16 protein-coding genes are annotated in these 13740 nt (G+C 53.4%); 6 read left to right on the top strand and 10 right to left on the bottom strand.

Annotated elements, in window-relative coordinates; translation table 11 throughout:
• Positions 1 to 4: 4 nt before the first annotated feature.
• Positions 5 to 673, bottom strand: a complete 669-nt coding sequence (locus Q1A91_RS13010) for a glutathione S-transferase family protein (RefSeq protein ID WP_299877910.1) — start codon at positions 671 to 673, stop codon at positions 5 to 7.
• Positions 674 to 789: 116 nt separating this feature from the next.
• Between Q1A91_RS13010 and Q1A91_RS13005 the strand changes: the two genes are divergently transcribed.
• Positions 790 to 1146 carry a helix-turn-helix domain-containing protein gene (locus Q1A91_RS13005; protein ID WP_299877907.1) on the top strand — a complete coding sequence of 119 codons (357 nt, stop codon included), beginning with the start codon at positions 790 to 792 and terminating at the stop codon, positions 1144 to 1146.
• Positions 1147 to 1350: 204 nt separating this feature from the next.
• Here Q1A91_RS13005 and Q1A91_RS13000 read toward each other — a convergent pair whose 3' ends face one another.
• On the bottom strand, positions 1351 to 2304 hold the full coding sequence (locus Q1A91_RS13000; RefSeq protein WP_299877904.1) for an SDR family oxidoreductase: 954 nt from the start codon (positions 2302 to 2304) through the stop codon (positions 1351 to 1353).
• A gap of 161 nt (positions 2305 to 2465) precedes the next feature.
• On the opposite strand from Q1A91_RS13000, the gene Q1A91_RS12995 reads away from it, so the two are divergent.
• Positions 2466 to 3356, top strand: a complete 891-nt coding sequence (locus Q1A91_RS12995) for an AraC family transcriptional regulator (RefSeq protein WP_299771822.1) — start codon at positions 2466 to 2468, stop codon at positions 3354 to 3356.
• A 344-nt stretch (positions 3357 to 3700) separates the two neighbouring features.
• On the opposite strand, the gene Q1A91_RS12990 is transcribed toward Q1A91_RS12995, so the two are convergent.
• The 4 genes from Q1A91_RS12990 to Q1A91_RS12975 form a co-directional block, all read right to left on the bottom strand.
• Positions 3701 to 3871, bottom strand: coding sequence for a hypothetical protein (locus tag Q1A91_RS12990; RefSeq protein WP_299877901.1), 171 nt, complete (start codon positions 3869 to 3871; stop codon positions 3701 to 3703).
• Between the two features lie 509 nt (positions 3872 to 4380).
• Positions 4381 to 4563 carry a hypothetical protein gene (locus tag Q1A91_RS12985; protein ID WP_299877898.1) on the bottom strand — a complete coding sequence of 61 codons (183 nt, stop codon included), beginning with the start codon at positions 4561 to 4563 and terminating at the stop codon, positions 4381 to 4383.
• A 39-nt stretch (positions 4564 to 4602) separates the two neighbouring features.
• Positions 4603 to 5523 carry a mechanosensitive ion channel family protein gene (locus tag Q1A91_RS12980; protein WP_299877895.1) on the bottom strand — a complete coding sequence of 307 codons (921 nt, stop codon included), beginning with the start codon at positions 5521 to 5523 and terminating at the stop codon, positions 4603 to 4605.
• Positions 5524 to 5741: 218 nt separating this feature from the next.
• Positions 5742 to 6962, bottom strand: a complete 1221-nt coding sequence (locus tag Q1A91_RS12975; RefSeq protein ID WP_299877892.1) for a DUF2254 domain-containing protein — start codon at positions 6960 to 6962, stop codon at positions 5742 to 5744.
• 129 nt (positions 6963 to 7091) lie between these two features.
• On the opposite strand from Q1A91_RS12975, the gene Q1A91_RS12970 reads away from it, so the two are divergent.
• The 4 genes from Q1A91_RS12970 to Q1A91_RS12955 all read left to right on the top strand — a co-directional run bounded on the left by Q1A91_RS12970 (position 7092) and on the right by Q1A91_RS12955 (position 9762).
• Positions 7092 to 7907 (top strand): formate/nitrite transporter family protein, encoded by an 816-nt coding sequence (locus Q1A91_RS12970; protein WP_299877890.1) that lies wholly within the window; start codon positions 7092 to 7094, stop codon positions 7905 to 7907.
• Positions 7908 to 7985: 78 nt separating this feature from the next.
• Positions 7986 to 8174, top strand: a complete 189-nt coding sequence (locus Q1A91_RS12965) for a PLDc N-terminal domain-containing protein (protein ID WP_299877888.1) — start codon at positions 7986 to 7988, stop codon at positions 8172 to 8174.
• 58 nt (positions 8175 to 8232) lie between these two features.
• Positions 8233 to 8610, top strand: a complete 378-nt coding sequence (locus tag Q1A91_RS12960; protein WP_299877886.1) for a DUF202 domain-containing protein — start codon at positions 8233 to 8235, stop codon at positions 8608 to 8610.
• 126 nt (positions 8611 to 8736) lie between these two features.
• Positions 8737 to 9762 (top strand): AI-2E family transporter, encoded by a 1026-nt coding sequence (locus Q1A91_RS12955; RefSeq protein ID WP_299877884.1) that lies wholly within the window; start codon positions 8737 to 8739, stop codon positions 9760 to 9762.
• On the opposite strand, the gene Q1A91_RS12950 is transcribed toward Q1A91_RS12955, so the two are convergent.
• The 4 genes from Q1A91_RS12950 to Q1A91_RS12935 are packed head-to-tail and all read right to left on the bottom strand — an operon-like array spanning position 9726 to position 13679.
• Complete coding sequence (locus Q1A91_RS12950) at positions 9726 to 11261, bottom strand: phospholipase D family protein (protein ID WP_299877882.1); 1536 nt, start codon at positions 11259 to 11261, stop codon at positions 9726 to 9728. The genes Q1A91_RS12955 and Q1A91_RS12950 overlap by 37 nt on opposite strands.
• Positions 11258 to 12967, bottom strand: coding sequence for a histidine kinase dimerization/phosphoacceptor domain -containing protein (locus Q1A91_RS12945; RefSeq protein ID WP_299877880.1), 1710 nt, complete (start codon positions 12965 to 12967; stop codon positions 11258 to 11260). Before Q1A91_RS12945 ends, Q1A91_RS12950 begins: the two co-directional genes overlap by 4 nt.
• Positions 12964 to 13518, bottom strand: a complete 555-nt coding sequence (locus Q1A91_RS12940) for an RNA polymerase sigma factor (RefSeq protein ID WP_299877877.1) — start codon at positions 13516 to 13518, stop codon at positions 12964 to 12966. The genes Q1A91_RS12945 and Q1A91_RS12940 overlap by 4 nt, the downstream gene beginning before the upstream one ends.
• A complete protein-coding gene (locus Q1A91_RS12935) occupies positions 13515 to 13679 on the bottom strand; it encodes a hypothetical protein (RefSeq protein ID WP_299877874.1) in 165 nt (54 codons plus the stop codon). Before Q1A91_RS12935 ends, Q1A91_RS12940 begins: the two co-directional genes overlap by 4 nt.
• Positions 13680 to 13740: the final 61 nt, after the last annotated feature.

Genomic DNA, 13740 nt, shown 5'->3' with positions numbered 1-13740 from the left:
GTCCTCAAGTGGCTTCAACCCAGTGGGGCGGGAAGGTTTGCGCGACATTAGGCAGGGCCTCGACCCGTCGCACCCAGTCGGCGATCTCGGGAGAAAACACGGCCAGATCGGACAAGCCTAGGTCTTGCATGATCTGCGGTTTCGTCTCCATTGCCCGTTGGATGAGACGGACATGGGGAAAAGCGACGGCGTCTGCTGCGCCCGGACGGGCACCTGATAGGAAAGAGTCATCGATCAGGATTTTGGCCAGACGGGCAAGTTCGGACCGCAAAGTATTACTGGCCGCAATTAGATCATCCGTTGCCTTGTCTGCGGCTTCGAAGAAGATTGGGGACAGGACACCGCTGGTTGCGCGCGGCAGATAGTCGAAAATCTCCATTGTGCGCTGCCAAATCATGCCTGCCTCCAGTGCGGTCTTTCCGAACAAGGGCGGCGCGGGATATTCCCTGTCGAGCCATGCCAAGATCGCGATGGATTGGCCAAGGGTCACGTCACCCTCCTTCAAGGTCGGGACCGTGCCCCTGCCGTTAATGACGAGGTAGGCATCCGACTTATGCTCCTCCTGCTGGGCAGAGAGCATGTGGACGTCATAATCCAGCCCCTTGAAAGCCATTCCAAGTTCTGCGCGCCACGGGCTGGGCGCGCCACTTACTGTCCAAAATTCCAAGGTCATGTTGAAAGCCCTCCATCGTTCTCTGTTTACAGAGGCTTACCCGGGGCAGTACGATCCGAAAAGTAGGCAGTATTTTTTGATATACTATCAAAAATCATACTATTGGGAGAAACTAGATGTCCGAGACCCTTACCGCCGCCCCAGTTGAAACGCTTATTGCGGATGAATCTCCATGCCCGGCGCCCCGGGTGATCGGGATGATTGGCGGTAAATGGAAGCTTTTGATTCTGCAGATCCTGATCTTTCAGGGCACCAAGAGATTTGGTGAGCTGCGCAAGTCTATCGATGGGATTACCCAGACAATGTTGACCAACCAGCTTCGGGCTTTGGAGGCCGACGGACTGGTCACGCGCAAGGTCTATGCCGAGGTACCGCCTCGTGTCGAATACTCGGCGAGCGCAGATGGGATGGCGTTGGAGCCAGTGTTTACGTCGATGCATGACTGGTGGGTCAATCGCTCAGCTGGCGAGTAGCGCCTGATCCACCCAGATGAAAAAGCTGCGAAGCAACGTCCGCTTCGAGGATTCTGCACTGCGGCGCATTGGCCTGCTTCGGAAGGCTGCTTTGGGCCGCTTCGAAGAGCGACCCTTACTGCTCGCTGCAATTTCATTGCCGCATCCTCTAGGCTCAACCGGTGTGCATTTGCCTTGCCGGTGCCGGTGACCGTGGCAATGGGATCAGAGTTTCCACTCGAATCCGACAGCTTTTTCAGACTCATTCCAAAGCCTTGTCATGACAGCTTTGTCATGGGCGTGGGCGTTCAGTGTACCCTTGCCGACCGGGCCGACCGCTTCCATGCGGCCCGTCGGACCGTAGAGGGCGCGTTGCTCAGTCAGAGCCTCTTCGGTTGCACACATGACCTCGGGGTATGAGCCTTGTTCCGCAGTCTGGACCATCGGCGTCTTGGTCATCAGCCACCAGATGAAACGCATCGTGCGGCTGCCGCTGGTGGAGATCAGCGATGTAGCCGACGAGCCCGGATGACAAACGTAAACCTCGACATCTTTGCGCCCTGCTGCAGCCAGCCGGTCCTGCAATTCATAGGCAAACATCATCTGCGCCAGCTTGCTTTGCGAATAGGCAGTGTTCGCGCCGTAGCCATCATCCCAATTCATATCGTCGAACTTGATGGTCTTGAGACCCATGTTGTAGCCGAGGCTCGCGACCACGACGATCCGACCCTTGCTTTCCGCAATACGATCAAAGAGCAGACCATTGAGCAGAAAATGCCCGTAGTGGTTGGTGCCAAGCTGGCTTTCGAACCCATCGACAGTCAGCTTGCGCGTTGGTACCTGAGCGATGGCCGCGTTGTTGATCAGCGCGTCGATCCGAGGCACCGTTTTCAAGACTTCTTCGGCAGCCTTGCGCACGCTGTCCAAAACGGACAGGTCCATGCGGATGAAGCTTACGTCGGCTTTCGAGCCGAATTCCTGTCTCAGGTCCGCGATTGCCGCCTCGGATTTCTCGGCCGAGCGGTTCAACATCACCACCCTGGCGTTCTTCTTCAGCAAGATACGCGCGGCTTGAAAGCCCGCCCCAGCATTGGCGCCAGTGATGATGTAGGTCCTACCTGACTGGTCGTCGAGGCGCTCGGATGTCCAGCCTTTGGGTCCGAATGTCGTATCTGCCATGTTCTGTCTCCTGCCAGCGCAGGCTGGCGGTTTGCGGTTTCATTGTCTGAAAGCACAGATAGAACTCGGCAGGATGCAGAAACAGGCGATATCCTCTCGATTACTTGCCCAATCGTCTCAACCCCATTGCAAAGATGAAAGTCCTCTGCCAGCTAGAGTGCATGAGCAAAGACCAGATCAAAAACCTTATCGAGCGCCGTCTGCCAGAGGCAGGCCTCGTCGACACCGCGTTGAAAGGCGTCCAGCTATTCCGGGTGACCGAGGCCATGCCCTGCGTGCCTGCTGTGTACGAGCCCACGGTGGTGGCTATTCTCAGTGGCACCAAGGAAGCTGTTCTGGACGGTGAGCACCACGTCTATGGCAGCGATAAATACTTGCTGTGCCCCATGACTTTACCGGTGGAGGCAGGCACGCCCTTGGCGTCCAAGGACGATCCTCTGCTTGGCGTGGTGATTGCGCTGGAGCCACGGAAGATGCTCGAGCTGACCATGGAGGTTGAGACCGCCGCCGGTGGCAACAGACAATCGCGGGATGGCGTGCCATCGGCTTTGGCATTGGCGGCTTGGGATACGGGCTTCACGCAGGCTTTGTTACGGCTCCTTGAGTTGCTCGATAATCCAGTTGATCTGGAGGTGCTCGGACAGGGGCGACTGCGCGAATTATATTATGCAGTGCTCAGGGGTGAGGCCGGGGCCGCGGCAAGACGGGCTTTTGGCGTTGGCAACGAAATCGCGCGCACCATCGATTATCTCTCGAACCACCTGAACGAACAGGTCACCATCGACGACATGGCCGACCACGTCGGTATGAGTCGGGCGGTCTTCCATCGGCGCTTTAAGGAAGCGACGACCATGTCCCCGATACAGTTCGTGAAATCCATGCGGCTGAACCACGCCGCGATGAAGATCGCCGAAGGGAAGACCGTGTCGGAAGCAGCCTGGGACGTGGGTTATCAAAGCTCCTCTCAATTCAGCCGTGAGTTCAAACGGATGTACGGCCAGTCGCCCCGGCAATGGAGCAATGCCGCGCAGGTGCCTCAACTATTGAACTAAGGGACACCTTTCACTGCCGGCTTGCAGCGAATGTCCGGAAAGCGGGCTGCGACTGCAGCAATCCAATACATGGTTGAGTGACCGGTATGGGCCGACACCTCATGTACACCCAACGCTCGGCATGGCGGCCTACCACAGAATGTTTAACGGACAGCGCTTGAGAGGCCAGCACCCATCATCAGGTGAGCTTCTACGAATGCACTGACCAGTATAAGGACGGATGCTTCTTAACCTCGATGTCACTGACCCGAGAGAGCCAACCTGCGTTTATGGCAGGATCCCTCAGAAGAGCAGACTGAAAGTGTCTCCAAATTGCCAACTTACAATGACCTTCACCGGAAGGCTCAGTCAACTGCGGGTACACTGACATCGCTGGAATCGCCTGCGTCATCGACCGTAGTAAACACATTGGCTAAAAATACCGCGCCCGCGAAAACTGCGACGACCGCGATCCCAATCAAGGCGGGTAGATGTCGTTTCTTCTGTTTCGAGATATTTGTGTCGGGTGCGGACATAGCCAGGCTTCCTTTCCTAATGGTTCAAGGACTGAACACCTAGCCCACATATTCGTTCCAAATCGATGCATTCAGTTATTGAAACAACAATCCCTGCTCTGCAGTGAGTAACCTCGACTAGTCGAGATCACAAAGCGTACGATCGAGAGTTAACTGTTTTTGCATCAGGTTAGAAATCATGGGACGTTGAGGAATTCACCGATTATCCACAAGCGGTTTTGCAGAACCGTTCAGTTAGGCTCGGCATACCAAAGCCGCCATCGTCTTCAGCTAGAACAATAGCGCAAGCGCTTCAGTCACTCATTTTGGGCAGGATTGCACGGCCTCAATGAGTTGTACCTTAACAAGAGAATTACGCCCGACTTGACAGAACGAGACACATTTCCTGCACGCTGTTACGGCGCACAGCGAATTATGCCGACTGTGGCTGCGTTATAGTGTTTATTGCTGCATCTGGGCGGGCAGAAGATCCACCCCTGCCTGCCCCTCTGAAAGTCACCGATCTCAGGTCATTTCTGAGCGGAAAGCTTGGACTTCAGTTTCGCCGCTTCTTCATCAGTTAACTTTTCCCAATCGCCGTCCTTCGATGCATGATCGGAATCGCCATGCTCGCCTGGGTTATCTTTGAGATCGTGGTGTTGCTCCGAACCCTCGAGGTCGGGGTATTTTACGTTCAGTTTGTGCCGTTCCATGGTTCTCTCCTTTTCTTGATGGCTACATAATGGATTGAGTTACTCGGCTGCATGCCGACTGTCCGTCTCTTCGTCATCCTGCACAGGCTGTAGAAACGGCTTCTCAGGGACGAGCGTGCGTGTGGGAAATGGAATGTCGATCGCCGCCGCATCCAGCGCTTCCTTTACCAAACGCTTCATGTCCGCCTGATACTGAAAATATACTTCGCTGTCGCACCAGACACGGACAAGAAAATCCACGCTACTGCTGTTGAGGTTATTCACCTGAAAAAACGGTTCGGGCTCTTGGTGGGATCGGCTATCTGCCATGATAGTATCGCGGATCACGCGTTCGGCATCGGCAAGGTTGGCGCCATAACCCACCCCGAAAGTCCATTCGGCACGACGTGTTGGGTACTCCGAGTAGTTTCTGATCTTATTGCCCCAAACTTCTGAGTTGGGAACGGTGACCTTCACGTTCGAGAGGTCGGCGATCTCGGTATAGTTCAGGGTGATGGACTTGACCGTGCCCGTTGTTCCATCAACTTCGACGAAATCACCGAGTTTGAGGGGGCGAAACAGCACAAGCATGATGCCCGCAGCGACGTTGGAGAGTGTTCCTTGTAGCGCAAGACCGATGGCCAAACCGGCGGCACCGATTACGGCAATGACAGATGTTGTTTGCACACCAAAGGTGTTCAGGACAAACAATGCCGTGAACGCCAAGATTACGTACCGCGCGATATTTCCCAAGAAACTGAAGAGTGTCTTGTCGAGGCTAGCGTGATCTTGACCGATCCGTTGAATCCTGCGGCTGGCGAACCCTGCGATGGTGAAACCGACAAAGATGATCAGTGTCGCTGCCACTGTACTCCCAACGACTGCAACCATAGCGTCGAGGGTAAGATAGTCAGCGAAGGACTTTCCATCGTAAATTTCCGTAGTGAAAATTTGCTGAAACCAATCAGTAAGTGCGTCCATGTTGGGACCTTTATTCTACGTATGTCTCGCGTATACAGCTTGGTCGGTCTGGAATGAGGATCGCTCTAGTCCAAGCTTAACCGACCATCCGTTGCGAATTGTCGGACTACTAACTGACCAACGCGCAAATGGTTCCAACTTGGGGAAACGGATCATCAAACTGCGACCTTTACGAAGCAAAGTGGGTCGTGTTGCGCGTGGTAGATCTCTTCGTGGGGTCAGCTCGCGGATGTCAGAATGTCGATCTCATCTTGAATGCGTGGCCTGTTTTCTTCTCGAACGTGCACCACTAGAGCGCGCAGCAAAGACAATACGTGCTCCAGCGTGATCGCGTCTGGTTTTATGTATTGGCGGCACAAGGGGAAGGTTGCTGCGAAAAGCCGGTCAAACGTTAAGTAAGAAAAAGCGATCCGTTCATATGCTGGGTTTTTCAAGCCTTGTTTGTAAGTGCCTGCTACCATCAGCGCAGCACTGAGCCGGTTCAGGCAATCAATCGCTGTGTAGGGATCATTCACTCCTGGCGACAGAGCGCGTGCTACCATTTCCACCAATTGCTCTGCCAGAAATGTCGGGTTCTGATTTTCAGTTCGGCTTGCGCCGACCGCAAAGCATCCATGAAGCTGCGAACGAGCTTCTGAGCTGATCGGATCTTGAGACCAGATTTTAAAGACTGGTGTTTCGCAGGTCACGAATGCACCGATCGACGACACCATTTCAATGTACCACTCGTTGTTTTCCGCGAGGCTATTCAGCTGACCAAAGTTGACCGTCTGAATGTAGCCTGAAATCTTCGAGGAAATGAACTCGTTTGGGTCGCGCTCGGGCATCTCGGGTGCAGATTGCGCATCCTCATGTGCGTCAATGAGTTGCCGGACCTGCAATTCAAGCGACGTGCCAATGCCTGCTGATATGCGCGACACATTGATCGTCTCAGGGACGTGATGAACGAAGTAGATGAGGGTGAAGATACAGACAAGCGTGAGCAGTAGCGCTACCAACAATGAAAAATGCGGGACATATTGCACGACATCCCCATCATTGCCGTCTTGGACGGTGCGCAGCACCGCAAGGGCGTATACGAAGGTAGCAATCAAGATGCCAAGGCTCAGTTGGTTGCCCCGATCACGCATGAAATTTCCGATCAGACGGGGTCCGAAGTTGCCTGACGCAAAGGACACAGCGACCAAGGTCATGGAGAACATCACCCCCGTAACGCCAATGATGGACTGTGCTATGACAGCCAGGGTCGAACGTGCACCATCAGCCTGGGTGTCCAGCAAACTAGGCGGAAGACTGAAAGGCAAAGTCGTCGCGTGACGATCTACCCAACCCATGAATGTCGCAAGGATCAAACCCAAGCAAACTAGGACCATAGGAAGGAACCAATAACTCGCCCGGATATCCTGAAGAAGCTTGAATAGATATGCACGCTTGCCCATCCGGTCGTCCTTTCAAAAATTCCCTCGGGGCCACTAGTTGCCACCAAACGCACATTTAACCGTAACGCACAGGGAACCAAGTCAGTTCCAAAGGCGTTCACTGTCGACACTTTTTTCAGGATGATCCCCATGACCAATGACAGCCAAGCTAAAACGACCGATGAGGATATCGTTGTACAATCCGAAAACTTGGCATCCAAGCACATCTTCGAGATCATCCGAAGAGAAGGAGAAGAGGAATTGGAGCGACCAAACGCCTCGCTCTTTTGGTCCGGGGTTGCGGCCGGGTTGATGATCTCCCTCTCTGTTCTTGGCGAAGCGATTTTCCGGACATATCTGCCGGAAACCGATTGGGCATATTTGCTGGAAAACCTAGGTTACAGCCTTGGATTTCTCGTGGTTATCCTAGGCCGGATGCAGCTCTTTACCGAAAATACCATTACAACTGTGCTGCCTGTGATGAACAATCCGGTAAAGTCGATGTTTCTCAGACTGGCAACGCTCTGGGCGATCGTGTTGTTTGCGAATGTGATCGGCGCATTTATCGTGGGGAGCGCGTTTGCCTACGGGAGCTTCATTCCAGAGGTTCTACGCCCTGCAATCACGGAGCTCTCGCAACATGCCACGGGCTTTGCACCGTTCGAAGGCTTTCAGCGTGCGATCCCGGCCGGCATCCTGGTGGCTGCGATTGTCTGGATGCTCCCTGAATCAGAAGGATTCGGCTTTTTTGTTATCCTGACCTTTACCTGGCTCATCGCTGCGGGGGATTTTACCCACATCGTCGCGGGCAGCGTGGAGATGGCATATCTCATGGTGCAGGGTCTATTGCCTGTCGGAGATGCTATGTTCGGGTTCTTCCTACCGGTGTTAGCAGGCAACATTCTCGGTGGAACGGCTATCTTCGCGCTGCTTGCGTTTGGCCAGGTCCGCAGAGAGCTCCCTTAACAACCTCCAAACTAATTGGGAACGAATTTATGGTTCCCGTGTTGGGTCAGTGAACTTTTCAACTGGAGGACACAGACAATGGAATATGCAGGTATCGGTGGACTGATCGTTTTGGCCCTGAACATTTGGGCAATCATTTCGATCTTCGGATCTGGTGCATCCACAGGCAGCAAAGTGCTTTGGACTTTGCTGGTTCTGGTGCTGCCAGTGATCGGCTTCGTCATTTGGCTTGTAGCCGGGCCACGCGCCGCAGCAAGCACAGTATAATTGACAGATAAGGGGCGCATGTTGCTGCATGCGCCCTTTTCGTTTCGTAGGTTTATAAGTGGCAAAATCGGATCAATCCTCAGCCAACGGGTCGGCAGCGCAACGCACTGATTGGGCCGAAGACCGAACCATCCTTGCCAATGAGCGCACGTTTGCGTCATGGATGCGTACCGGAATGGGCTGTGTGGGTGTCGCCTTGGGCTTGAAGGCAGTGTTCGGGTCGACCGCGCACCCTCTGGCCGCCAAGGCAGTGGCAGAACTATTTATTATTGCGGCGGTGATAATCTTCATATCTGCTGCCAAACGCTGCAATGAAGCGCAACGCCGTATCGACGACCATGACACCAACGCGCAATCACATCACGGCATGATTATCATTTCTGCCGCTTTGACGGTTGGTGCGATTGCGGCAGGAATTATCCTTTGGCTGTTGTAATCTCCAACGCCGCAGGCAGAAGGCGGGTCATCGCACCGCGCTTGGACAGTCTCAAAAAAATGGATGCCAGGGCATGAGCTTGATCTATCAGCCGTGGCGACCAGCGTCAGCAGACGGGTCAGCACAATGAACGCGTCCATTAACACTTTTTGTCTTGTGATCTTGGCAGCCATAGTTGTCCTCGTCACATTGCAGCAAGCGCAGGACATCCTTGCACCTATTGTTGCTGCTTTCTTGCTCGGCGTTGTCATGACGCCATTGTCAGACCTTTGGGAAAAGCTCCGTCTTCCGAAGGCTGTTGCAGCGTTTCTGTCGGTGTTGCTTGCGCTCGCAATGATCCTTTTGATCCTCTTGCTATTGGAGCCCTACATCTCACTTGCGATCAGCCAAGCGCCAGTGATCCGCGATGAACTGCGCGCTTCCATTCGGGAACTTCGAGCTTTGCTTAGCGGGCTTGAGCAGCTGTCAGACGACATGGTAGCAGCTATTGAACTGAACGGTTCAACTGGGTCCGGCGACGGTGCGTCGGAGCTCCCTTCCCTCACAGACGCACTTTTCTACGCCCCGCAATTCGCTGCCCAGTTTCTGATTTTTACTGGCACCCTGTATTTCTTCTTGCTTGCCCGTGACTCCGTCTATGACTGGTTGAGCCGCCGCATCGCGCCATTACAGAAATCTGATCTGCACCTCGCCGCCAAGCAGGTAGCAAGGTATGTTCTGACCATCTCAGCCATAAATTTCGGTTTCGGGACATTGGTCGTGGTCGTCATGCATTTGATCGGGATGCCCTACCCTGTCATCTGGGGCTTGCTCGCGTTTCTGCTGAATTTTGTCCTTTACCTTGGGCCAGCGGCACTAGTGGCCATGCTTACCGTCACAGGAATGGTTGCCTTCGACGGCGCGGCCAGCTTTGTGCCACCTGCACTCTATCTCGCAATGAATGCAACAGAGGCCCAATTTGTTACCCCAACGCTCGTGGGTAAGAGCTTGGCAGTCAACCCGCTGCTGATCTTTTTATCTCTCATTTTCTGGCTTTGGCTTTGGGGACCGATAGGTGGAATCATTGCTATCCCGCTGCTGATCTGGACCTGGACGGTTTTCCGTGGATTTGGTGATCAAGCCATCTCAGGCGGAACACCCGGCAAAAACTGAGCATCCTCTTTTGCTGCCTGCACGTTGTAAGGCACGACAAGACCCTGACGTTCCTCCGGCACACATCGCGTGTTGGTTGCTGCCAGCGTGCTCCACGCCTGCAACGCGGTCCTTGGGTTGTAGAATTCTTGCCGGAAACCATCCTGCAACCAATGCTTGAAACAGCGCCTTTTCAGTTGCGCAACTTCTGCGCCAGTTTGCGTCGCGACACCCGCTTCTGTATCCCAGCTCATGCTGCGACCATTCAGATTTGCCGAAGATACGATGCCAGTATGGTCGTCGAAAACGGAGACCTTGGCGTGCAGATAGATAATCGGCGCATCAAAGTGAGTGTCGCGCCCTTTCGTAACCTTCGTGCGTTTCTGAACAGGTGATCCAATAAACAAACGTTCAGCAAAAGCTTCCTGCAAAATACTGACACATTTTGTCTGCAGGTGCTCGCCAAAAGCTGCGTCGGGGCCCCAAGTGTCTGTAAAAGCGATGTCTTCCGGCGCCGCAGGCAACATCATGATCAGATCCAAGTCAGGTATTTCACGCGCTCTGGCGGCCAGACATTGCGCCAGCGCTTCGTCCCGAAAAAACTGTGTTTCAAAGTAAATTAACTGTTTGGATTTACCGATCGCTGTACGGTGTGCATCGGCGATCTCGCTGAAGACCGGTTTGGGAGACATATAGGGCAACTGAAATTTGCGCTTGGCAGAGAGTGTGCGAAGCAGTTTTTCTGGTCGCGTCACTTTGTGTCCGTGGAATGCCTGATCCATAGTCAACAAGTGGTTCCGTGCTTCGCGCGCAATTTGTCCAGTCACAAGAACTTGGATGTCATGCCAGGTTTCTGGCCCATCTCTCTGGTGCTCTGGGGTATCGAAGCGCCGATCATTCAAATCCAAGCCCCCGATGTAGAGCCGCGTTTCATCAAAAACTGCTAGTTTCTGATGATGCGACACTGGCACCAGGGCGGGGGGGGGAAACAAGCGTGGCTTCAGTTGACCTGCTACTCTTCTGGTGAGGCGTTTGATCTGAGGTGCCGTCTCCAAAAGGTCCTCAACGCGGACCCTTTTTGCAAGCTGATGCAGTTGGTTGCGGATCTCCTTCACAGATCGCATCCAAAGAACTGTGCGCGGTAGCAAACCCAGTCTTGCCGGATGCAGGCCCGTATCAACCGATAGATTTTCTGGTTGATCTGAAGCCTCACCGGCAGCAATCAAGCCATGATGGCACTGCCAAGCGTAATAATGCATGTCCATGCGCACGACTGGATCAAAGTCGGTTGTGAATATCTTGATCCTGACACCCCTGTTCAGGGTATGGGTTATAAGGTCTGCCCAGATTTCTCCCACATCCCTAGCTTCGTCCGAGTACAAAGTTGTCTCAGGATCAAAGATGCGGAACCCAGCTACGATTTCTTGCTTGGCTTTGAGAAACTCGGTCTCCAGACGCGGATAGGCCTCCGATGCGGTGACAAGGACGTCAAACTCACGATGGGCGTCTTCGGCGTTCAATAGTTTCGGACCTCTGGTTCGAACTCAAGCGCTTCAAAGCAGAGCTCCATTACATAGCGCTGATCATCCCGGTGGATTTCTAGTTCACCTCCCAGTTGCTGAGCAAAGGCATCCATCAACGTTCCACCCAATCCAGTGCTATCTGTTGAAACAGTGTCGCCAATCGAGTTGGCAAAGACCAGCTTCCATTTCGCTCCCGATTGCCGCAAGCGAACCTCAATCGACGCGTGGTCATCATTGTCGCTACCAACATATTTCATTGCATTCGTTGCTGCTTCTGCGACCAGCATTGAAAGCGGAACAGCTTGATCAGGGAACAACCGCAGGTCATCAATCTCTGTGTCGACCGTAATACGACTCCCTTCAGAGATCGCCATTTCAGCTGATTTATCGACGATTTCGCGGACCAAACCAGCCGCGTCCACAAGTCCACCGTCTTGTGATTGATAAAGATCGCGATGGATTGTCGCAAGGCTGAGAACGCGGTCTTGAAGTCGGCGCAGGACGTCCTTCGTTTCGCGATGTTGCGCCGAGCGGATCTGGATGTTCATGACAGAGGAAATTAGTTGAAGGTTGTTCTTCACTCGATGATGGATCTCCTTGATCAAGACCTCCTTCTCTAGCAATGAACTCTCAAGGTTAGCTTCATCTTCTAGGATTTCTTTGCTCATCCGGGCAAAATTGTCAGAGAGCTTTTCAATCTCTAAAGGCAACAGGACGATGTCTTCACGGTAGTGCTGCACGGTTCGGTCATCGGCGAATTTGTCCATGTCCCGTCCGATGCGTTGCAGATGCCGCAAAACAAGCGTGTGCATGGCGAGCATCGCGACGCCGAGACTGGAAAACATCATCAAAACTGGAAAAATCGATGCTGGAATGTGATCGCTTTCGTCCCCAGATAACGCCGGGTTAAGCGACCAAACGGCCAGAATTGTCGCGGGTGTCCCTGCAATCGGGACCACACTGTACCGCCGCTCTACCCCGTCACGGTTTTCCGATCGGAATGATCTAGAGCGATCCGTTGGTAGATTCCTCAGATCCCTGTCAATTGGAAGTTCGTTGGCTGCAGCAGATACCCCCTCGCGAGTGGTTAGAACCAAACCATCCTCATTAAAGGTGATCAAATCTATAAGTCCTAGATTTTGCAAACTTTCCCGCGTTTCCGGTAGGTTTCGATGCGGGATCGACACCGACACCAAGCCGGCAAAGCTGCCCTTCACCTTGAAGGGTTCCGATACCACAAAGACGGACTCACCAGAGGTTGGTGCGACCCGGTTCACAACGATCGTTGGCGTCTGTTTTGACATCGTCGCCTCGAAGTTGGGCATGTCCCTAAAATCGACCGCATTGTTTACTGATGAACACTCGACGATACCCGTCGGCGGTATCACTCCGACAAAACTGTAGTCCGGGTTTGCGGCGACAAAGCGCGACAGCACAGGCTTGCAACTCCCAGGCTCACGCAACAAATCCGCTGCGATTAGTCCGAAAAAGCGCGCAGCACCGACAGCGCGCTCAATGAGGGCTTCTTCTCGCCTTGCGGCGCGTTCAGTCAATGCCAAGAGCGCGAGGTTTGCGTTTTCATCTGCTGTGAGAGCAACGCGGTTAGTCTGGTAAATCGCGACGGATCCAAGAGGCAAGAGTGCCAGTAAAAGGAAAGCGACCAATTGGACATTCAGCCGCTTGAAATGCTGTTTTCCAATCATGAAGGAATGTTCGGACTGCCCACAACGGACAATGTTTCAACGTCAGTGAGCTCCAGTACATCGTCTTCATCTAGATGAAGCATCTCCGTCAGCTTGGCGCGTGCTCTGTTTACGCGGCTCTTCATTGTGCCCGGCGCAACACCACACATCTCTGCTGCGTCATCGTAGGAAAATCCAGACGCACCCACCAAGATCAGCGCTTCGCGATGTTCATCTTTTAGTTGATCGAAGGCGACCTTGAAATCTGACATTTGTAGCCTCCCATCGTGATCGGGTTTCACGGCGAGCCTGTCAGAATAAGTATTATCCACATCAGCAACTTCACGATTAAGCTTGCGCCGCGAGGAGTAGAAATTGTTGCGTAAAATTGTGAACAGCCATGCCCGCATGTTCGTGCCTGGCGTGAACTTGTCCATGTTAGTCCAGGCTTTCAGTACGGTGTCCTGCATCATGTCGTCGGCAACAGTTCGGTTGCGGGTTAGACTAAGCGCGAAAGCACGTACGGCAGGCAAGTGCGTCACCAATTCATCTCTTGGATCCATCACACTCATTTCTTGTCCTTCATCTGCTCATCCTGAGCTCGAAGAACCATCAGCAGATCCGTGATCTCGTCCGGCATCTCGTCTTCTGCCAGATCGGCCAAGATCGTCTTGAGATTGTTGTTAATATACTGATTTATCCGCTCCTGCTTTGAAGCCTCTTCGTCTGTCATTGCGCTGCGCTGCCTTAAGGAAAAAGTAACACTTATACGGAACGAACTGCGACGTAGGGTG

The organism is uncultured Sulfitobacter sp. (assembly GCF_947500075.1).
Taxonomy (GTDB): domain Bacteria; phylum Pseudomonadota; class Alphaproteobacteria; order Rhodobacterales; family Rhodobacteraceae; genus Sulfitobacter.
This window is presented reverse-complemented; position numbering and strand designations above follow the sequence as displayed.

What these genes read in the sequence shown, in the direction of transcription:
- Q1A91_RS13010 (WP_299877910.1), bottom strand. Translation starts at nt 673, where the DNA reads ATGACCTTGGAATTTTGGACAGTAAGTGGCGCGCCCAGCCCGTGGCGC.
- Q1A91_RS13005 (WP_299877907.1), top strand. Translation starts at nt 790, where the DNA reads ATGTCCGAGACCCTTACCGCCGCCCCAGTTGAAACGCTTATTGCGGAT.
- Q1A91_RS13000 (WP_299877904.1), bottom strand. Translation starts at nt 2,304, where the DNA reads ATGGCAGATACGACATTCGGACCCAAAGGCTGGACATCCGAGCGCCTC.
- Q1A91_RS12995 (WP_299771822.1), top strand. Translation starts at nt 2,466, where the DNA reads ATGAGCAAAGACCAGATCAAAAACCTTATCGAGCGCCGTCTGCCAGAG.
- Q1A91_RS12990 (WP_299877901.1), bottom strand. Translation starts at nt 3,871, where the DNA reads ATGTCCGCACCCGACACAAATATCTCGAAACAGAAGAAACGACATCTA.
- Q1A91_RS12985 (WP_299877898.1), bottom strand. Translation starts at nt 4,563, where the DNA reads ATGGAACGGCACAAACTGAACGTAAAATACCCCGACCTCGAGGGTTCG.
- Q1A91_RS12980 (WP_299877895.1), bottom strand. Translation starts at nt 5,523, where the DNA reads ATGGACGCACTTACTGATTGGTTTCAGCAAATTTTCACTACGGAAATT.
- Q1A91_RS12975 (WP_299877892.1), bottom strand. Translation starts at nt 6,962, where the DNA reads ATGGGCAAGCGTGCATATCTATTCAAGCTTCTTCAGGATATCCGGGCG.
- Q1A91_RS12970 (WP_299877890.1), top strand. Translation starts at nt 7,092, where the DNA reads ATGACCAATGACAGCCAAGCTAAAACGACCGATGAGGATATCGTTGTA.
- Q1A91_RS12965 (WP_299877888.1), top strand. Translation starts at nt 7,986, where the DNA reads ATGGAATATGCAGGTATCGGTGGACTGATCGTTTTGGCCCTGAACATT.
- Q1A91_RS12955 (WP_299877884.1), top strand. Translation starts at nt 8,737, where the DNA reads ATGAACGCGTCCATTAACACTTTTTGTCTTGTGATCTTGGCAGCCATA.
- Q1A91_RS12945 (WP_299877880.1), bottom strand. Translation starts at nt 12,967, where the DNA reads ATGATTGGAAAACAGCATTTCAAGCGGCTGAATGTCCAATTGGTCGCT.
- Q1A91_RS12940 (WP_299877877.1), bottom strand. Translation starts at nt 13,518, where the DNA reads ATGAGTGTGATGGATCCAAGAGATGAATTGGTGACGCACTTGCCTGCC.
- Q1A91_RS12935 (WP_299877874.1), bottom strand. Translation starts at nt 13,679, where the DNA reads ATGACAGACGAAGAGGCTTCAAAGCAGGAGCGGATAAATCAGTATATT.